We start from the raw sequence: 18,489 nt of genomic DNA on the forward strand, positions 1-18,489 counted from the left end.
CCCTTATGACCTTATTGAGTATCGTGTTGAATAAAGCTCCAACTATCCATACTGAGCCAGGCTACACGCCTGTCATTACTGACTTTGATGCGCTGATGGCATTATCCGGTGAAGTCTTTCGTACGGTTAAGGACAGGCAAACGCATAAATTACAGCTGGGGAATGAGTCGGTTTTTATAAAAAAACACTTCGGCGTGGGCTGGTTTGAAATACTGAAAAATCTGTTGACCCTGAAGTGGCCAGTGATCGGTGCGCGCAATGAGTGGAAAGCCATTCAAAAGCTGAATACGATAGGCATCGCTACCACGCCATTACTGATGTATGGAGAGCGCGGTTGCAACCCTGCGCGCAAACAATCGTTTGTGATGACCCGTGACCTGGGGGATATTGTTACGCTGGAAACCCTTTGCCAGCACTGGCAATATCAGCAGCCAGCGTTTAAGTTAAAGCAGCAATTGATTGTCAAAGTGGCTGAATTGGCAAGTCGTTTCCATGCGCATGGTATGTGGCACCGGGATTTTTATTTATGCCATTTTTCTCTGTTGCTGACTGATCTGGAGACGGGTAATTTCAGGCTGCACTTGATGGATTTGCACCGCGTCGAAATTCATTCATATTTGCCTCATGGCAAGCGGCTGAAGGATCTGGCAGGCTTGTATTTTTCTGCACTGCACATCGGACTGACAAAACGTGATGTGCTCAGGTTCCTGAAGGTCTATTATCAACAGCCTTTACGTCAGGTGTTGTTGCATGCCCACTTTTTGCTAGCAATAGAATGCCGCGCCAGGAAGCTGGATGCCAAGTTGCTACGCAAGCGAGAAGCAGGAATATCGATGTGATCAATATACTGGTTCGATAGCATGCTCGCAGCATGCTGATCGATTCAAACATATCATACCAACTAAAATGACCATGTTTAATAAAACCAAACTTCCAATCCCTTTGATTCACTTTTATGTAATTGTGTCCAGCCTGTTTTTACAAGCCCTCACATTTGCAGATCTATACAGATCCTTTGCTTACCTGAATCTGTTGTTCGTGTTAGGGTTTGCTTTTTCCTACTATAAGCAAACAGCACAAGAGCATGCTGTTGTGATTTATGGCGCAGTTGCGCTATGGTTGGCGTTTATTGGCGCAGAATGGTTTGCAACACAGCACTTTCCTTTTGATATTAAAAGCGTCAGGCATTTGTTACTGGCTATCGGCCTGATGATCGGCATCACCTTTCTTTCTTCTTACCATGCCATTATCAAACCCAAGTTGATGAACGTTAGCAGTAATCTGGTTTATCTGTATACCATTTCACAGGGTGTGGCATTGTACTTCCTGCAAAAAGACTTTGGCACAACAAAGAATCCACATTACCTGGCAATATTCAGTGCTTTTTTTCTGGTGATCGGATGTTTTCTGGCAATTAAACATCAACGGTTGATTCATCGTTATTTACTTGGATTGTCATCAATCATCCTTGGTGTTGTCTTGATCAACACATCTTCAAGACCCACCTGGATTGGCCTTTTATTATCGGTTGGCATCATTGCCATTTTTTTGCGCCGGAAACATGCGATGTTTTTATTGCTGGCCACAAGTGTGTTGTGTGTGGGATTGGCTGCAACAAATATCGGCAATTTCAAATCTCGTTGGGAGGATTTGATCATGCATGCCAACACTGAGGAGCGCGTCACTATTTGGCAAGATGCATGGGAAATGCAAAATAATAGTAATATTTTTCAATGGGTATTTGGACATGGCCTTCATGGGTTCGAGCAGGAGTTTCCTCGATACTCACGCTATCATATAAAGGAAAATATTGACTTTAATAGTCCTCACAATGCCGTGCTAGAGGTGCTATATCAATATGGTGTTGTCGGTACGTTGTTGGTATTGGCCGGACTCTTATCTCTATATCGCTTTATCATTTCTGCCTATTTAAGATCCCGCGTCGATTATTCACCTGCCTGGATTTATTTACTGTTGTTGATGGTCGTGACCATCGATATCTTTAGTGTAGGTATTACAATGCCATTTTTTGTCAGCATGAACCTGAATGTTTTGGCCGTCGTGACGGGTATATGCTTATATTTAAAACATATCCGGAGCCGTTAACATGCATGCCCCGATTACAGTTGTGATTCCAAATTACAATGGCGCACATTTGTTGAAAAAAAATATTCCTTCAGTACTCAATGCCATGGTGCATTATCCTGGCGAATCCTTTCTGATCGTGGTGGACGATGGATCTAGTGATCACAGTATTGACGTCCTGAAAGATGAGTTTCCACAGGCGAAATTAGTCTTACATACACAAAATAAAGGGTTCGCCGAAGCGATTCATAGTGGTGTGAATGCGGCGAATACAGAGTTGCTATTTTTGCTGAATTCAGACGTGGAAGTTTCTCTCAATATTTTTGCTGCGCTGACTCCCTATTTTGAAGATACCAACACGTTTTCAGTGAATCCGCTGATTTATGATGAACGCAAACAAGTTAAGCGCCACTCCTGGAACTTGCGCCAATTTAAATTTGGTACGCTTAAATTGGTAAATTGGACTTTAGAAAAAGCGCTGCAATTGCGATCAGAAGGAAAAAGGCTGCCATGTGCTTACGCGCATGGCGGATCTTTTATGGTGAGAAAGTCTATGTTTCTGGCTCTGGGCGGATTTCATCCAATTTATAAGCCTTTTTATAGTGAGGATTATGATTTGGGCCTTCGTGCATGGAGTCGTGGTTGGGAGAGCTATTTTGAGCCTGGCGTGCATATTGTGCATCAGAGTGTTGGATCCATTCGCTCAAATGTAAAAATGAACTATATCAAAGCAATAAGAAGAAGAAATCGCTATATTCTTGAGTGGATGCATTTAACCAGATGCCAGTTGATTTTTTGCGCTATACCCGCTTCCCTGATTCAATTGCTTGGTGAGCTTCTATTACTGGATCATGTGAATCTTAGAGGATTCTATTTGGCATGTTTAAAGCTGCCAGAGGTACTGCGCGCGCGGGCTGAACTAAGAAAAACGCAGGTCATGGCATTGGATGATCTGTTGGCTATGATGCGACGATTTTGCCAATAACGGAGTCTGGCCTGATCAGTTTCAGGCAGTTTAAATGCCCTAAAGGACAGACACGCTCAAAACAAGGGCTGCATTCCAGCGCAAGGTATTCAACCACTGCTTGTGGGTGCATGGGCGGTGTGTGCTTGGGGTCAGATGAACCATAAATGGCGATCAGTTTTTTATCGAGTGCGGCGGCCACATGCATGAGACCGGAGTCGTTACTGATTACTGTATGACAAAGTGACATTAAATCGATTGCTTCGCCTAGCTTGGTTGTTCCCGCCAGATCTACACACTTTTTGTGTGTGTGTTGCTGGATGCTGGCTGTGACGGGTTTATCTTTTTCCGAGCCGAATAGCCAGACTTGCCAGCCGTGGTTCAATGCATGATTGGCGACTTCAGCATAGTATTCAGAAGGCCAGCGTTTGGCTTCGCCATATTCTGCGCCCGGGCATAACCCTAATACAGGTTGGTCGGAGTGCAGGATGTTGAACGTAGTGAGCAAGTTACGCGCGCGCGCCGGATCAGCCAGTAAGGCAGGCTGAGGTAATTGGCCGGGTAACGCGGCTGATTTGGGTAGCCCTAATGCGACAAAGCGCTCGACCGTTTTTTTGAGCACGCTTTTATCCAGTGGCCGCATATCATTCACCAACCCATAGCGCATCTCGCCTTTAAAGCCGGTACGGACCGGGATGTTGGCGGCCCATGGCAGAATCGCTGATTTGAGACTGTTGGTGAGCAATATGGCTTGCGTAAAGCCTTGGTTTGCCAATGAACGGCCACATTGAAAGCGTTCACGTAGCGCCACATCGCCATGCTTAAAGGGCAGGGCAATCGCTTGTGATACTTCCGGCATTCTCTCCAGCAAGGGCATTGTCCAAGCTGGTGCCGCGACGCTGATCTGACAGTCAGGCTGGTCGATTTTGAGCTGCTTGAACAGGCTTTGCGCCATTACCATGTCGCCCACCCACGCCGGGCCCATCACCAGTATCTTGTTCATGCGTGCAATTTTTTAATCAGGTTGGTGGTGCTGCGGCCTTCTACCAGGTCAATCAGGGCAATTTCGCCGCCCCACGACAACACCTCTTTGCCACCCACCACCTGATCGGCGCTGTAGTCACTGCCTTTGGCGATCACATGTGGCTGGATGGCATTGATCAGTGCGAGCGGGGTATCTTCATCAAACAGGATCACGGCATCAATCGACTCCAGCGCTGCCAGCACGCGGGCACGGTCTTGTTCATTCACGACAGGTCTGGTCGGGCCTTTAAGGGCAGACACCGATCGGTCAGTGTTCAAGCCTAGAATCAGCTTGTCACCCCGTTTTTTGGCACCCTCTAGGTAGGTCACATGCCCGGCATGCAGTAAATCAAAGCAGCCATTGGTGAACACGATTTTTTGCCCTTGCTGTTTCCAGGTGGCGACTTTTCGCAGCAACTCAGGCAGCTCACTCACTTTATGCGCCTGCTGGCTGCCTTGTGCAGTGGCAATCGCATCCATCAGGTCTGCTTTGGTAATGGGCACGGTGCCCACCTTGCCCACCACCACACCAGCAGCAATATTCGCCAGTGATAGGCTATCGAGTGGCGACAGTCCATGCATCAGTCCAGCCGCCAGCGTTGCGATGACCGTATCACCCGCGCCCGACACATCAAAGACCTGCTTGGCCGTTGCGGCTAAATGATCTGTACGATCAGTAATCAGCGTAATGCCTTCTTCACCGCGCGTCACCGCTAAAAAGTCCAAAGCGAGACTATTTTTGAGTGTGCTGGCTTTATCAATAAGTACAGCATCCTGGGTCTGCGTATCGCAGGCTTCTGCGGTTTCTTTTTTGTTGGGCGTCAGCGCGGTGGCACCACGGTATTTGTCGTAATTACGTCCTTTGGGATCCACCAGCACCGGGATCTGGTGCTCGCGGCCATAACGGATCACGTATTGGCATACTTGCTCGGTCAGCAGGCCTTTTGCATAGTCAGACAAAATCACCAACGCAGGTTGCTGTTGCAAGGCACTTTGTATGGCTTGCATCACATCAGCCACTTCAGTGGCTGACAGTGCCGTCGTGATTTCCTGATCCAGCCGCATCATTTGCTGATGACCGCCCAAGATACGGGTTTTGGCGATGGTCGGACGCGATGGTGTAGTGATCATGGCATGCGTATCAATGCCGTAATCCGACATGGCCGTCAATAAACGCTCGCCTTCATTGTCTTTTCCGATCAGGCCTATCATCTTGGTATTAATGCCCAGCAGCGCCAGGTTAGCAGCCACATTGGCCGCGCCACCCGCACGTTGTTGCTCGGATTTGATCAATACAACCGGTACCGGGGCTTCAGGTGAAATGCGGTTGACCTCACCCATCAGGTAACGATCCAGCATGACGTCGCCAATCACCAGTGCGTGTTGCTTTTGTTCGCCAAAATGCGCAACCAGGGTTGCGATGTTGTTATGCAGTGCAGTGCCAGTCATCAGGATTCCAGGATTTCACACAGGCAATGGCCAATAAAAATATGCGCTTCCTGAATGCGGGCGGTGACGCTGGAAGGCACCACGATATTGTGCGTGCACAATGCATTCATTTTACCGCCACTGCCACCTGTCAGGCCGATGGTGGTTGCGCCGATTTCATTGGCAGTTTCAATCGCGCGGACCACATTGGCGCTGTTACCACTAGTCGTCAGCCCAATCAATACATCCTCTGGACGACACAAAGCCTCCACCTGGCGCGCAAAGATATAGTCATAGCCATAGTCATTGCCGACGGAGGTCAGGATAGACGTATCCGTAGTCAGCGCGATTGATGGCAACCCTTTGCGCTCCTTTTTAAAGCGTCCGACAATCTCAGCCGCAATGTGCTGACTATCCGCCGCGCTGCCACCGTTGCCGCACAGCAAAATCTTGCCACCGCGTTGAATACAGTCGCGCAACAGGTTGCCAACATCACTGATCAGCGGAAAGAGTGGCTCCAATGCCTGGAACATCACCACATGGGCAGCATGTTCGCCTTTAAGATATTCAATATGGTTCATATCGCTCACAATCTCTGAGGAAGTTATGCGTAAGGGTCATCCTGCAGCAAATAGTTCTGCACGTAATCCTTGACGCCTTCTTCCAGTGACGTAAAAGGTTTTTTATAGCCCGCCTCACGCAGTTTCTGCATCTCGGCCTGGGTAAAGTACTGATATTTGCCCTGTAAGTCCTGCGGCATATCAATATAAGTAATATTGGGTTCGCGTTGCATGCTGGTCATCACATTGGTCGCCAGATCTTTAAAACTGCGCGCCTGCCCCGTGCCAATGTTATAAATCGCACTTGCGACCGGTTTGTTTTTTAATGCGGCCTCGAGAAAGAATGCCATCACATCCGCCACGTCTTTTACATAGACAAAGTCACGCAATTGCATACCATCTTCCACGCCAGCCTTGGTGCCTTTAAACAGGCGCATGGTGCCGGTTTCTTTAAACTGGTTAAACGTGTGATATGCCACGCTGGCCATACGTTCCTTGTGGTACTCATTCGGCCCGTAGACGTTAAAAAACTTGAATCCTGCCCAGGCGGGTGGCGCTGGTTGCTTCTGGTTCACCTGCTGCAACACCCACTGGTCAAAAAAGTGTTTGGAATAGCCATAGCCATTTAACGGGCGCAGGTTGTCGATGCTGGCATCGTCATAGCCTTGTTCACCGCCACCATAGGTCGCGGCAGAACTGGCATAAAAGAACGGCACTTCGTATTCCGCACACCACGACCACAAGTCCTGCGAATAATGCATGTTATCTGCCACCAGCTTGTTAAAGTCACGCTCGGTGGTCGCACTGATCGCGCCCATATGAATCACCGCAGTGATGTCATCGTTATCCTCCAGAAAGTCGAACAACTGGTCTTTGTCCAGATATTCGGCATAGTGCCTGTGCACCAGGTTTTGCCACTGGCTTTCATGCGTGATGCGGTCAACAATCACCAGGTCTTGGCGACCCAGTTTGTTGTTCAAATGCCAGGCCATGATAGAACCAATCATGCCTGCACCACCGGTGATAATGATCATAGGGGAGTGATTAAAACGTTAAACCGCGATTATAACGCGTAATCTGGAAGGGCTGGCATGAATCAGAGATGGTTTCTCACTACCACTTATTGGGGACATGTTTACTAGTGGTTCTTGATACTTTGCCAAGTGATTTCAATCAATTGTCGCGTTTTGGTATTGAGGTAGATGAATAAATAGAGCCTTACGGTTATTTGGCAAAGTCACGAGACAACATTTGTGATGCTGCGGAAGCTGTGTACATACCAGAGGCTTTAATTTGTCTTGCAACTTCGTAACCCTCGTCGCGAAATTTTGCAAGCATAGTACCTAGCTCGGTTAGTTTACTTGTATTTAATACTAAACGAACAGCTGTACCTTTAAAGTGATGATTTAGGTCGATGTGAGTTTTTGAGTTTTCATCAAGTTTAATAGCATGATCCCCACTGCATATCAAAAAAGACCCACCTAATCGACATATTCGACTAATCATGTACAAGCCAAAACCCGAGTTGTGCCATGGATCGTTTGTATTAATACGAGCGCCTTTGTAATTTTTACTGGATATTGCAGGCATTAAAGCTTGCTGGATTGCATCGGAATGAGAGTTTATTTGAACATATGGGTTATTTTGCAAGGAGGTCATTAATCCTATTCCGTTATCGAGAATTGAGATTTCGACTTTGTGATATGTTGGCCAATATTGAGCACAATATTCCATACTTTTGGACTCACTGTGTTCCAGAACATTTCGCATCATTTCGCGAATTGAAAAAGTAAGTGCATCAACCAAATTGCCCTTATCTTCTTGAGTGAGAATTTTTGCAAGGTGTTCGGAGCGACGTTCGATAATTTCTTGTTCAACTTCCCACTCTTTCGCTGCCTCTTCCTTGATAGTCTTGATCCGTAATATTGTGAAAGGTACAAATCGATCATTGCCATCAGTACAGTTGGGCTCACGTCCATGTTTTAAACCAAATGCTCTAAAAAATCCCATATTAGCAGCATAATCTTTATTTTTGTGGCCCATGCAACTTACTGTTGTAGCAGAGTTTTCTCTGTTGAAGTCTCTTATTTGTTTAGCCACATACCCCATGGTGAACGGCTCAATTCTTCCCATTTTTGAAAAATCAATTAAAACATTCTCTGCACCTGCATGGCTGAAAACTTCAGCGCAAAAGGAGAAAACTGCAATTTCAGTGCATTCGCTAGGAAAAAAAACTGTGGCCATATTTGTCCCTAAGTACTGTTGTTGCTAGTAAGTCATGTTCTATAGTTTTCATTTTGAGTTAAACATTTAGAATGCCAAATTTATAGGCTTCTTAATATAATTAAAATTATTGGTTACTACCTAGTTCCAGCGCACGATGCTTACTCTCTTGTGCTTCAATCTCCGCTTTTTTTAAGTCAAACTCATTACTTACCCACCCCTGCAAGTGCTCCAAGGCAATATCTCGCATCGCTTCAAGCCATACAGGTTCACTATTCAGTGCTGGAATATAGTGATACTCACCACCGCCCACAGACTGGAACAAGTGTTTACCTTCCATGGCAATTTCTTCCAATGTCTCTAGGCAGTCGCTGCTAAAGCCGGGACAAACGACATCTATCCGTTTGACTTGTTGTTTGCCCAGAGCATCCAGCGTGTTGGCGAGGTAGGGTTGCAGCCATTCCTGACGGCCAAAGCGGGATTGGAAGGCAACCTGATATTGCTCTTTGTTTAAGCCTAAGGCCTCTGCCAGTAAACGAGCCGTTTTATGGCATTCGCAGTGGTAGGGGTCGCCCTTCATCAGGTGGAATTTGGGCACGCCGTGAAAACTCATGACCAGTTTCTCCGGCTGGCCGTGTTGTTGCCAGTAGGCTTTGATATGGCTGGCGAGTGCTTGAATATAGAGTGGATGGTCGTGGTAGTGCTTGATGGTGCGGATGGCAGGCACATTGCGCATTTTAAGCAGTACGCGCCACACGGCATCTAACGCCGCTGCAGTGCTGCTGGCAGCGTATTGGGGGTAGAGCGGGAATACCAGAATGCGGTCGCAGCCTTGGGCTTTGAGCGATTCAATGGCGCTTTTCATGCTGGGGTTGCCGTAGGTCATGCCGAGTTCGACGGCAAACGGGCTGTTGATGTGCTTAGCCAGGCTCTGTTGCAATAAGGTTTTCTGTTGCTGGGCATAGACCATCAGCGGTGAGCCTTGGTCTGTCCACACGCTGGCATATTTTTCTGCCGATTTTTTCGGACGAATCACCAGGATGATGCAGTGCAGAATCCAGCACCAGATAAAGCGAGGAATTTCGACCACGCGTCTATCCATCAGAAATTGCTGTAAATAGGGACGCAGGGCTTTGGCAGTGGGCGCATCGGGTGTGCCGAGGTTTGCCAGTAAAATGCCAACCTTGGGTTGGCTGCCGTGGGTGTAGGGAGGTTCGGGGTTGTAGTATGTCATAAGGGCATTTTAAGCGATTAAAATGCCCTTATGACGCATGCTTTGTAAAAAAGTGCGACTCGCCTGTCTGTGAGGCGAGTCAATGCATTACTTTTTATGAATCTGGTTACCGATCACGCCGCCAATGGCTGCGCCACCTACGGTACCTACTGAGCTGCCGCCAGTGAGTACTGCTCCGGCCACTGCGCCGATGCCCGCGCCAACCGCTGTGCTTTTGCCGCGTGTGCTCATGGTGCCACAGGCTGTCGTGCTTAATGCGAGGACAAGTACAGTGGTCCAGGTGAGTGATTTGCTAAATGCTTTGTTTTTGCTGCTGTGCATAGGGTTCTCCCTTGATGTTGATTGAGATTTGAGTGGATTATGTCGATATTGAGGGCTGCATAATAGCAGTTGAATGCCTATTTTTTTGTCGGATTTATCTGACAAACAAGTGTCAGAATTGATTAGGTTGTGCAATATCCTTACTGATTGGAAAGTGCATTTGAGAGCAGCTTGGCCGTGACATCCACAATCGGGATGATGCGCTCGTAAGCCATGCGGGTTGGGCCAATCACGCCCAGGGTGCCAACCACTTGCCCATCGACATCATAGGGGGCAGTGACCATGCTGCATTCATCCAGTGGCAGGTAGCCGCTTTCGCCGCCAATAAAAATTTGCACGCCATCTGCGCGCTGGCTTTGGTCCAGCAGTTGCATCAGGGCGGTACGCCGCTCGAAAATCTCGAACAGTTTGCGCAAGCTGCCTACATTGGCTGACAGTTCATCGACTTCCAGCAGGTTGCGCTCACCGGAAATGACAACGGCTTCTTTGTTGGTTTGTTCAGGCTGGCTGGCGGCATCGAGTGCAGCAGACATCAGGTGGTTAATATCCGCCTGCATTTGTTGCAATTCCTGTCTGAGTTTAAGTTGCACTTCATCCAGTGTCAGCCCGCTGCAATGCGTGTTGACGTAATTGCTTGCTGCGGTGAGTTCGCTGGCACTAAAGGCTTTTTCTGTCATCAGGATGCGGTTTTGTACCTGTCCATCATCCGTCACCAGAATGACCAGAATTTTTTTCTCGGAAAGGAGCAAGAATTCCAGGTGTTTGAGCAGGTTGCGGCTCCGTTTGGGGGTGAGTATTACGCCCGCAAACTGGGTGAGTTGCGACAACATATCTGCCGCATTGTTGATCAGTGCTTGCGGGTCAGGCGAGGAAAGTCCGGATTTAAGCTGGCTGATGGCGCGCGCATCAATCGGTTTGACCGTCAGCAGAGAGTCGACAAACAGGCGATAGCCTTTTTGCGTGGGCACACGTCCGGCGGAGGTGTGCGGACTGGCGATAAACCCTAATTGTTCCAGATCACTCATCACGTTACGGATGGTCGCAGGACTCACATCCAGCCCGGAATGCTGCAACAGTGTGCGGGAGCCGATTGGTTGTCCGTCGCTGATGTAATGTTCCACCAGTGTTTTTAACAGTATTTGTGCTCTTTTGTCCAAGGCGAGTGACTCAAAAATCTACAATACTGATTTTGCCTGATTTGATGCTGACTTAACAGCCCTGCGTGCTTTTCAGTCTAGGTTGAATATGCTTTAATGCGCGCATGTCCTTTCCTTTCTCTTCTGTCGCGATCGTTGGTAAATACATGGATGAAAACGCATTGCAGCAGATGCAAAGCGACTTAACCCGGTTGGCCCATCATCTTTTGCAGCAAGGTCTGCATGTCTGTGTTGAAGAAAATACGGCAAAATTTATTGGTTACGACGGCTTTGTCGTCACTGATCTTGACCGCATTGGTGAAAAGTCCGATCTGGTGATTGTGATGGGGGGCGATGGCACCATGCTCAGCGTGGGGCGCGCATTACGCGAGTCTGCTGCGCCACTGGTGGGCATTAACCGGGGCCGATTGGGATTTTTGACCGATTTGCAAACGGATAACATGCTGGTCGAGCTTGATAAAATCCTGGCAGGGGAATACCAGATTGAGTCTCGCATGTTGTTACAATCGTCAGTCATGCGAGGGGAAAGCAGCATTTACCATACCGTTGCCTTGAATGATGTCGTCATTAAAAGTGCAGTGCGGCTGATTGAACTCGAAGTGCATGTCGATGGCAAGTTTGTGTCACGTCAGCGGGCAGATGGCCTGATTTTAAGTACACCCACTGGCACTACCGCTTATGCACTGTCTGCCGGGGGACCGATTATGCATCCGGATCTGGATGCGATTTCTATCGTCCCTATCAGCCCGCATACCTTGAGTTATCGCCCGGTCAGTGTGCCTGCCGAAAGTACGATAGAAGTCACGGTGGTCAGTGCCACGGATGCCCAGATCAATTTTGATGGCCAGGGGCAATATCCTTTGTTGCCAGGGGATCGCATACGGATTGCGCGTGCGGCACAAAAAATACAGTTGCTGCATCCGCAAAGCTATTGTTATTTTGATATGTTACGTAACAAACTCAACTGGGGTTAGTCGCCATGCAAGGATGGATTAGGTCTGGGATAGGGTTTCTGCTGTTGGCAGCTAGCCAATCGGTGTGGGCCGCACAGCCCTGGCAGGGACAGTTTTTATACAGCTATGAAGGTGGCAGTGTTTATCGTGTCACTGCCAACCATCAAAAAAGCATGCACTGGGAATGTATTCAGGGTGAAGAGGCCGGTGCTAGTGGCGAAGAGTTGCCCGAGCGTATTCAGGTGAGGCCCGATATTTATTTTGTCAGCTGGACTGAGAAAAGTGGTGTCCAGGTGACACAAGTGCTCGATTTTAAGTCCATGAAAGTCTATTCCACCATCATTGATCAGTCTGCCCGTTATGTGTTGCGCGGGTCGATCAAAAGAGAAAAATAAATTACACCTATGCTGCAAGCACTCTCTATCCGTGATTTTGTGATTGTCGATGCACTCGATTTGGAGTTTGCATCGGGCTATACCGCGCTCACTGGTGAAACTGGCGCCGGTAAATCCATTTTAATTGATGCCCTGTCATTGAGTCTGGGCGCGCGTAATGAAGGTGATGTCACGCGCAGAGGTTGTGAAAAAGCCGAGATCTCGACCACTTTTGCGATTGCTGGCAATGCAGGCGCGCGCGCCTGGCTGCAAGCCCAGGAAATGGATGTGGACGACACCCTGGTGTTGCGTCGGGTGATTTATGCAGATGGCCGCAGCCGGGCGTTTATCAACGGCGTCACGGCCACTGTTGGACAGTTGCGCGAGATCGGTGAAGCCCTGATTGATATTTACAGCCAGAACGCACATCACTCCTTGCTTAAAACAGCGACGCAGCGCGAGATTCTGGACGCCTATGCGCAAGCTGGCCCGCTGGCCAGAGAAGTCTCCCAATTTTTTAAAGCCTGGTACCAATTGCATCAGCAACAGCTGGCTTACGAAAAAAATGCCAGCCAGTTTGCGGATGAGCTGGCCGAACTGCGCGACAAAACCCGCGAACTCAAACAACTGTCATTTTCCGAAGAGGAATGGTTAACCCTGCAACTGGAGCATACAAGACTCAGTAACGGTGCCAGTCTGCTCAGTGGCATGGAGCTCTGTTTGCAGCTGATGAGCGAGGGCGAGGTTAATGCGCTGGAAATGCTCGCGCAAACCCAGGCCAAACTGGTCGAGTTGCAGGACATGGATGCGCAGTTGCAGCCAATTGCTGAAACCCTGGATTCAGCGGCTATCCAGCTTGAAGAGGCCAGTCGTCAGCTTAACCGCTATTTGCAAAAAACCGATCTGGACCCCGAACGCCTGGCCGAAGTGGAAGCAAGAATGCAAGCCATTCATGGCACGGCACGTAAATACCGGATCAAGCCTGAAGAGCTGCCGGACTTGCTGAAGCAGGATGTTGCACGGATGACTGAACTGGAAGACCTGGCAGATGATGGTGCGCTGGCAAAACAGGTACATGCAGCGTGGCAAACCTACCAGCAAAGCGCCCAGGCCTTGACGGCAGCACGCCAGCTGGCAGCGCAAACATTAGCCAAAACCATTACGGAGCAAATGCAGGCACTGTCGCTGAAAGGCGGGCAGTTTGCTGTGGCACTCACTCCTTGCGAGGCGGCGGCATATGGACTGGAACAGGTCGAATTTCTGGTGGCAGGCCATGCCGGTGTGGAGCCGCGCCCATTGAATAAAGTGGCCTCGGGGGGCGAGCTGTCCCGTATCAGCCTGGCACTGCAGGTGACGACGGCCTCACTCGGCACCGTGCCATGCATGATTTTTGATGAAGTGGATGTGGGTATTGGCGGCGGGGTGGCTGAGGTTGTGGGTCAGTTGCTCAATGCGCTTGGCCAGCACCGTCAGGTACTGGTCATTACCCATCTGGCACAGGTGGCGTCGCAGGCGCAGCAGCATCTGCAAGTCAGCAAGGCCGAGCAAGATGGAAATACGTTAAGCCGGATTCGTGCCCTGAATGCGGAAGAGCGCGTAGAGGAAATTGCCAGAATGCTGGGCGGCTTGCACATCACGGAAACAACCAGAAATCATGCCAGGGAAATGCTGCGCGTCGGTTAAGCATCACTCAGCAGTTTTATCTTTACATTCCGCATTCTCGATGCGCATCCCAGATAAGTATTTTCGGGCACGTTTTTAGGTACACAGGACTTTCCACCTTGCCAGTTTTTCGTCAAAGCCGATGCCTGCATGTGCCGGGCTGGTTGACGGTAAGGTCATGGTTTGAATGTGCATCGTTTCCATATGATGGTTGAGCTTGATATGCTTTTTAAACAGGCTGGCAGCTGCAAGGCCGTTAAACACAATCAATGCAATGTCAGGGCACAGGCTTAATAGCCCATTAATATCGTTGGCGATCACGCTTTCTTTTTCAATCGCACTGTCAAGGCTGCCTTGTCTTTGCGCGGACTGGCACACATCCCAAATCGCCAGTTTGGCTTGCATGACATGCAGGCATCGTTCCGGATATGGCAGCCAGGCCGGAATCCCATATAAAGCTTCGATAATTCGCCAGAAGGCATTTTGCGGGTGAGCGTAATATTGTTGCTGCTTAAGCGAGGCTAGGCCGGGCAGGGAGCCCAGTATCAGTATGCGCGCATCTGCGCGCGCAATCGGTAAAAAACTGCTGGCGCGCATACTGATACTGAGAAAGTTTGGATCAGTTTTTGTGCGGACAGCTGGTTTTGATACAGTCGGCGTAAATATACAGGGAGTGGTCGTGGATTTTAAAGCCGCGGTCTTCAGCGACTTTGTGTTGTAGCTTCTCAATTTCCTCGTTGCAAAACTCTTCCACATGGCCACATTGCACACAGACAATATGGTCGTGATGGCTGCCTTCATTGAGCTCAAACACCGCTTTGCCACTTTCAAAATGGTGGCGCACGAGTAATCCAGCCTGTTCAAACTGCGTGAGTACACGATAAACGGTGGCCAAGCCGACGTCTTCACCATTGGTGATCATGATTTTATAAATGTCTTCAGCGGACAAATGGCGTTGTTCGCTGGTTTCAAACAATTCAAGAATTTTTAATCTGGGCAGTGTTGCTTTAAGGCCTGCATTCTTCAGTTCTTTGGGATCATGCATAGTGTTTTGTCCAGTGTTGCGTATTCTGGCGTATTTGATTGGCCAAACTACGTGGTATATTAATGTTTGTGTTCAATATACCGATTATAAAGTGAATCCAATGCGTAATTCTATCTTTTTTGTATTGGTGGTTGCCTCTATCGAGAGTGGCTGCGGTGCAAAGCTTCCATCCGTTAAACCTTTTAAAATGGAAGTGCAGCAGGGAAATGTCGTCACTTCCAAAATGCTGTTGCAACTTCGCCCCGGCATGACGCGCTCGCAAGTACGCTATATTATGGGGACGCCATTAATTGTTGACAGCTTTAGAGATAACCGATGGGATTATTTTTACGAGTTGCGCAAGCAAGGGGTCATCGTAGAAAAACGCCGTGTGATTCTGGATTTTGATAAAGACAGTCTGGTATCCGTACGGGGGGATGTGGTTGCAGCAGGGGATAACCCTGATGTGAAAACGATTGTAGAAGCACCCAAGCAAACTGCGGCTGAGAAAGAGCAGGCCTGGACGGATAAACTCAAGTTTTGGAAAGATGAAGCGGTGGCTGAGGATCAGCAGGGCGTTAAAGCCGCTGCTGCAAATGCACCTGAAGCCAAGTCGGCAGACACTGTGGCTACAGCAGCTGTTGCTGCATCAGAGCCAGTGATTGCTGCGCAGCCGGAGCCTGCAGTTAATTCAGCGCAGACTGCTCCAGCAAGTGTAGCCAGCAGTTCGGCGGAAGATAAAGCAGCCGCGGAAGATGCTGAGGTTGTACCTTATATTCCAGAGGGTGAGTATGCCGAGGCACTTGCGCCAAGTCCTGACGAGATGGTTAAAGGCAATATGGCTGAAGCGAATCAGCCATCTGCCCCGGCTGAAGCGCGTCAGGTGACCGAGAAAGGTATTGCGCCAAAAGTTGAAAGTGCTGCATCAGCAGAGCCTACGCCTGTTTTTGAACAGGAAGCCATGCCGGAGCCAGCGGTCGTTGCAGAGCCCGAGCCGGTATTGCCACCACCACCGGCCCCGGCAGTCGTCAGTGCGCCGGAGCCGGCTGTGCTAGCTGCTGCTGTCGCTGCGGCCCCGGTTGCGGCAGTAGTAGCCGCAACACCTGAAGTATCCAGCGCGCCTGTCGCCCCGGAAAAATCGCCAGTGCCGGTCACTGTGGCCAAATCTGAAAGTAAACCAGCTGTTGTGCCAGTGGCTGAGCCAGTCATTGAGGATGATGAGGTGATTCCTTTTATTCCTGAAGGGGAATACTCGGAAGCAGTCATTCCAACACCTGATGAAATGGTAAAGGGTAATATGGCCGCGTCCAATACGCCTGCAGTGGATGCCGCAACTCATACCGTGACTGAAAAAGGTGTGCAGGCGGAAGCCGCCGCTGATGCCGCTGAGCCGCCGCCAGTATTTATTGCCGAACAACTGCCTGAAGCTGTGGTTGAGCCGGAACCAGCATTGCCACCGCCGCCAGCCGTCAAGCAGTCTGTGGCTAAAGAGCCCGCGCCACCGGTAGTCGCTGCGGCGCCCGTGGTCGTAGTGCCCGAGCCTGTGCAAGCGGTAGTTCCAACGCCAGAGGTTGCATCAGCAGTCTCAGAAGTCCCGGCAGCCACCTTGCCAGAGTTCAGCAAGTCTGAATCAGCAGCACAACCCGTTGTGCCAGTTGTGGCGGTGACGCCTGCACAGACTGAAATCAGTCAGGATGCTCCGGCAGGCGATGCGCAAATCAATGCTGCTGTGGCTGCATGGGCGCAGGCCTGGCGCAGTAAAAATATTGGGGCCTACTTGGGTGCATATGCGCCAGAGTTCGTGGCAGAAGGATTGCCAAGTCGTGCTGCATGGGAAGCCCAGCGCAAGCAGCGTTTGTCTCCCAAGCAGGGTGCGATTAGTTTAGTTCTGAATGATGTGCAGGTGCAGCGTGACGGCAATACTGCAGTGGTGCAATTTGAGCAAAAGTATGCGGCCAAGTCGTACAAGGATGCGTTGCTTAAAACGCTGGAGTTGCGTTACGCTCCGGCACAGAAGCGTTGGTTAATCACACACGAGCGTGTCACGCCCTTGTCTGTTTCTGCTCCCGCAATCGCCGTTGCATCAGCAAAAGTCGATATGGCTGAACCCGCTGCGCCCACCAAAGCTCCGGCGCAAGTCGCGGCCACTGAAGCTGCTGTTGCAGAGAAAAGTGTTGAAGCTTCAGTGCAGGCCTGGGCACAAGCCTGGCGTAGCAAAAATATCAGCGACTATCTGGCTGCCTATGCTGATGACTTTGTTCCGGAAGGATTGCCAAGCAAGCGTGCCTGGGAGGCACAGCGTAAACAGCGTCTGTCACCCAAGCAGGGAGCGATTACAGTGGACATCAGTAATGTGAACGTGCAGAAAAATGGCAATGAAGCCGTAGTGACCTTTACCCAAAAATACGCATCCAAAGTCTACCGTGATGAAATGTTGAAAAAGTTGCAGTTACGTTATCACCCAGCGCAAAACGCGTGGTTGATTGTGCGCGAAACAACTTCGACTGAAGCAGCAGCACCCGCAGCCAAGCGTGATGTGACTGCGCCAGAAGGCAGTGCAGAGCATCTGGATGGGGTGCTGGAACAAATTGGCTTTTAACTAAAAGCCAGTCAACAATTGGAAATACAGAGCGAGTTATGTTGAAAGTGGTGATTGCAGGCGTGTCCGGACGTATGGGGCATGCCTTGTTGGATGGTGTGTTTGCCGATGAGGGCTTGCAGTTGCATGCTGCCCTTGATCGCGCAGAAAGCCCGATGTTAGGACGGGATGCCGGAGAGCAGTTTGGGCGCATCAGTGGTGTAAAAATCAGTGCAGATGTGCAGCTGGCATTGAACGGCGCCGATGTGCTGGTTGATTTTACGCGTCCTGAAGCCAGTATGCAGTATTTGCAGGCTTGCCAGCAGGCAGGCGTCAAACTGGTGATCGGGACTACCGGCTTCAGTGAAGCGCAAAAAGCAGCGATTACGGCCGCATCGCATGAGATCGCGATTGTGTTTGCGCCTAACATGAGTGTGGGCGTCACCCTGTTGATTAATCTGGTGGAGCAAGCCGCGCGCGTGTTGAATGAAGGCTATGACATCGAGGTGGTTGAGATGCATCATCGCCACAAGGTGGATGCGCCTTCAGGTACTGCATTGCGATTGGGTGAGGCGGCAGCCAAAGGTTTAGACAAAGCACTGAAGGACTGTGCAGTGTATGCGCGCGAAGGGGTGACTGGCGAGCGTGAGGCTGGCACCATCGGTTTTGCTACCATGCGTGGTGGTGATGTGGTGGGTGATCATACTGTAGTGCTGGCGGGTGTTGGAGAGCGTGTTGAATTGACGCATAAAGCTTCCAGTCGGGCTACTTTCGCCCTCGGCGCTTTGCGCGCGTCCAAATACCTGGCCGATAAGCCTGTCGGCTTATTTGATATGCGTGACGTACTGGGTTTTGCTAAAAATTAAGTCGAGGCGCAAGCGATTAAGTTACAGATGTCATGAT

Annotated in this window: 18 protein-coding genes; 8 read left to right on the plus strand and 10 right to left on the minus strand. The window is 49.8% G+C overall.

Annotation, left to right across the window (positions count from 1 at the left end; genetic code table 11):
• The first annotated feature begins 23 nt into the window (after positions 1–23).
• The 3 genes from rfaP (at position 24) to Q9291_RS06725 (ending at position 3,070) form a co-directional block, all read left to right on the plus strand.
• The gene (rfaP, locus tag Q9291_RS06715) at positions 24–839 is read left to right on the plus strand and encodes a lipopolysaccharide core heptose(I) kinase RfaP (RefSeq protein WP_306389261.1); all 816 of its coding nucleotides are present in this window, start codon (positions 24–26) and stop codon (positions 837–839) included.
• Between the two features lie 73 nt (positions 840–912).
• Positions 913–2,106: an O-antigen ligase family protein gene (locus tag Q9291_RS06720; protein WP_306389262.1), complete on the plus strand. Its 1,194-nt coding sequence runs from the start codon at positions 913–915 to the stop codon at positions 2,104–2,106.
• 1 nt (position 2,107) lies between these two features.
• Complete coding sequence (locus Q9291_RS06725) at positions 2,108–3,070, plus strand: glycosyltransferase family 2 protein (protein WP_306389263.1); 963 nt, start codon at positions 2,108–2,110, stop codon at positions 3,068–3,070.
• Here the strand turns inward: Q9291_RS06725 and waaF are convergent.
• From waaF to hrcA, 8 genes are all read right to left on the minus strand, one after another.
• On the minus strand, positions 3,045–4,052 hold the full coding sequence (gene waaF, locus Q9291_RS06730; RefSeq protein ID WP_306389264.1) for a lipopolysaccharide heptosyltransferase II: 1,008 nt from the start codon (positions 4,050–4,052) through the stop codon (positions 3,045–3,047). The two genes, Q9291_RS06725 and waaF, sit on opposite strands and share 26 nt — an antisense overlap.
• Positions 4,049–5,521 (minus strand): D-glycero-beta-D-manno-heptose-7-phosphate kinase, encoded by a 1,473-nt coding sequence (gene rfaE1, locus Q9291_RS06735; protein ID WP_306389265.1) that lies wholly within the window; start codon positions 5,519–5,521, stop codon positions 4,049–4,051. The genes waaF and rfaE1 overlap by 4 nt, the downstream gene beginning before the upstream one ends.
• Complete coding sequence (locus tag Q9291_RS06740) at positions 5,521–6,081, minus strand: D-sedoheptulose-7-phosphate isomerase (RefSeq protein WP_306389266.1); 561 nt, start codon at positions 6,079–6,081, stop codon at positions 5,521–5,523. The genes rfaE1 and Q9291_RS06740 overlap by 1 nt, the downstream gene beginning before the upstream one ends.
• A gap of 23 nt (positions 6,082–6,104) precedes the next feature.
• A complete protein-coding gene (gene rfaD / locus Q9291_RS06745) occupies positions 6,105–7,094 on the minus strand; it encodes an ADP-glyceromanno-heptose 6-epimerase (RefSeq protein WP_306389267.1) in 990 nt (329 codons plus the stop codon).
• 190 nt (positions 7,095–7,284) lie between these two features.
• Complete coding sequence (locus Q9291_RS06750) at positions 7,285–8,304, minus strand: hypothetical protein (RefSeq protein WP_306389268.1); 1,020 nt, start codon at positions 8,302–8,304, stop codon at positions 7,285–7,287.
• A gap of 106 nt (positions 8,305–8,410) precedes the next feature.
• A complete protein-coding gene (gene hemH, locus Q9291_RS06755) occupies positions 8,411–9,517 on the minus strand; it encodes a ferrochelatase (RefSeq protein ID WP_306389269.1) in 1,107 nt (368 codons plus the stop codon).
• A gap of 87 nt (positions 9,518–9,604) precedes the next feature.
• Positions 9,605–9,838, minus strand: coding sequence for a YMGG-like glycine zipper-containing protein (locus tag Q9291_RS06760; protein WP_306389270.1), 234 nt, complete (start codon positions 9,836–9,838; stop codon positions 9,605–9,607).
• 140 nt (positions 9,839–9,978) lie between these two features.
• Positions 9,979–10,995, minus strand: a complete 1,017-nt coding sequence (gene hrcA / locus Q9291_RS06765; RefSeq protein WP_306389271.1) for a heat-inducible transcriptional repressor HrcA — start codon at positions 10,993–10,995, stop codon at positions 9,979–9,981.
• 104 nt (positions 10,996–11,099) lie between these two features.
• Between hrcA and Q9291_RS06770 the strand changes: the two genes are divergently transcribed.
• From Q9291_RS06770 to recN, 3 genes are read left to right on the plus strand one after another with little or no spacing between them, the layout of a single operon-like run.
• Positions 11,100–11,969 carry an NAD(+) kinase gene (locus Q9291_RS06770; RefSeq protein ID WP_306389272.1) on the plus strand — a complete coding sequence of 290 codons (870 nt, stop codon included), beginning with the start codon at positions 11,100–11,102 and terminating at the stop codon, positions 11,967–11,969.
• Positions 11,970–11,974: 5 nt separating this feature from the next.
• Entirely contained in the window at positions 11,975–12,343 is a 369-nt protein-coding gene (locus Q9291_RS06775; RefSeq protein WP_306389273.1) for a MoaF-related domain-containing protein, read from the plus strand.
• 9 nt (positions 12,344–12,352) lie between these two features.
• Positions 12,353–14,005: a DNA repair protein RecN gene (recN, locus tag Q9291_RS06780; protein ID WP_306389274.1), complete on the plus strand. Its 1,653-nt coding sequence runs from the start codon at positions 12,353–12,355 to the stop codon at positions 14,003–14,005.
• Between the two features lie 75 nt (positions 14,006–14,080).
• Here recN and Q9291_RS06785 read toward each other — a convergent pair whose 3' ends face one another.
• The gene (locus Q9291_RS06785; RefSeq protein WP_306389275.1) at positions 14,081–14,581 is read right to left on the minus strand and encodes a DNA-deoxyinosine glycosylase; all 501 of its coding nucleotides are present in this window, start codon (positions 14,579–14,581) and stop codon (positions 14,081–14,083) included.
• A 22-nt stretch (positions 14,582–14,603) separates the two neighbouring features.
• The gene (fur, locus tag Q9291_RS06790) at positions 14,604–15,029 is read right to left on the minus strand and encodes a ferric iron uptake transcriptional regulator (protein ID WP_306389276.1); all 426 of its coding nucleotides are present in this window, start codon (positions 15,027–15,029) and stop codon (positions 14,604–14,606) included.
• 100 nt (positions 15,030–15,129) lie between these two features.
• Here fur and Q9291_RS06795 point away from each other — a divergent pair, with 100 nt between their 5' ends.
• Both Q9291_RS06795 and dapB read left to right on the plus strand, forming a co-directional pair.
• On the plus strand, positions 15,130–17,607 hold the full coding sequence (locus tag Q9291_RS06795; protein WP_306389277.1) for a L,D-transpeptidase Cds6 family protein: 2,478 nt from the start codon (positions 15,130–15,132) through the stop codon (positions 17,605–17,607).
• A gap of 38 nt (positions 17,608–17,645) precedes the next feature.
• Entirely contained in the window at positions 17,646–18,452 is an 807-nt protein-coding gene (gene dapB / locus Q9291_RS06800; RefSeq protein WP_306389278.1) for a 4-hydroxy-tetrahydrodipicolinate reductase, read from the plus strand.
• Positions 18,453–18,489: the final 37 nt, after the last annotated feature.

Origin of the sequence: Methylophilus aquaticus (genome assembly GCF_030769565.1) — a bacterium.
Taxonomy (GTDB): domain Bacteria; phylum Pseudomonadota; class Gammaproteobacteria; order Burkholderiales; family Methylophilaceae; genus Methylophilus; species Methylophilus aquaticus.

Excerpts from the sequence above, each read along its gene's own strand:
- Q9291_RS06720 (WP_306389262.1), top strand. The coding sequence starts at position 913 with ATGTTTAATAAAACCAAACTTCCAATCCCTTTGATTCACTTTTATGTA.
- Q9291_RS06725 (WP_306389263.1), top strand. The coding sequence starts at position 2,108 with ATGCATGCCCCGATTACAGTTGTGATTCCAAATTACAATGGCGCACAT.
- waaF (WP_306389264.1), bottom strand. The coding sequence starts at position 4,052 with ATGAACAAGATACTGGTGATGGGCCCGGCGTGGGTGGGCGACATGGTA.
- rfaE1 (WP_306389265.1), bottom strand. The coding sequence starts at position 5,521 with ATGACTGGCACTGCACTGCATAACAACATCGCAACCCTGGTTGCGCAT.
- Q9291_RS06740 (WP_306389266.1), bottom strand. The coding sequence starts at position 6,081 with ATGAACCATATTGAATATCTTAAAGGCGAACATGCTGCCCATGTGGTG.
- rfaD (WP_306389267.1), bottom strand. The coding sequence starts at position 7,094 with ATGATCATTATCACCGGTGGTGCAGGCATGATTGGTTCTATCATGGCC.
- Q9291_RS06750 (WP_306389268.1), bottom strand. The coding sequence starts at position 8,304 with ATGGCCACAGTTTTTTTTCCTAGCGAATGCACTGAAATTGCAGTTTTC.
- hemH (WP_306389269.1), bottom strand. The coding sequence starts at position 9,517 with ATGACATACTACAACCCCGAACCTCCCTACACCCACGGCAGCCAACCC.
- Q9291_RS06760 (WP_306389270.1), bottom strand. The coding sequence starts at position 9,838 with ATGCACAGCAGCAAAAACAAAGCATTTAGCAAATCACTCACCTGGACC.
- Q9291_RS06770 (WP_306389272.1), top strand. The coding sequence starts at position 11,100 with ATGTCCTTTCCTTTCTCTTCTGTCGCGATCGTTGGTAAATACATGGAT.
- Q9291_RS06775 (WP_306389273.1), top strand. The coding sequence starts at position 11,975 with ATGCAAGGATGGATTAGGTCTGGGATAGGGTTTCTGCTGTTGGCAGCT.
- recN (WP_306389274.1), top strand. The coding sequence starts at position 12,353 with ATGCTGCAAGCACTCTCTATCCGTGATTTTGTGATTGTCGATGCACTC.
- Q9291_RS06785 (WP_306389275.1), bottom strand. The coding sequence starts at position 14,581 with ATGCGCGCCAGCAGTTTTTTACCGATTGCGCGCGCAGATGCGCGCATA.
- fur (WP_306389276.1), bottom strand. The coding sequence starts at position 15,029 with ATGCATGATCCCAAAGAACTGAAGAATGCAGGCCTTAAAGCAACACTG.
- Q9291_RS06795 (WP_306389277.1), top strand. The coding sequence starts at position 15,130 with ATGCGTAATTCTATCTTTTTTGTATTGGTGGTTGCCTCTATCGAGAGT.
- dapB (WP_306389278.1), top strand. The coding sequence starts at position 17,646 with ATGTTGAAAGTGGTGATTGCAGGCGTGTCCGGACGTATGGGGCATGCC.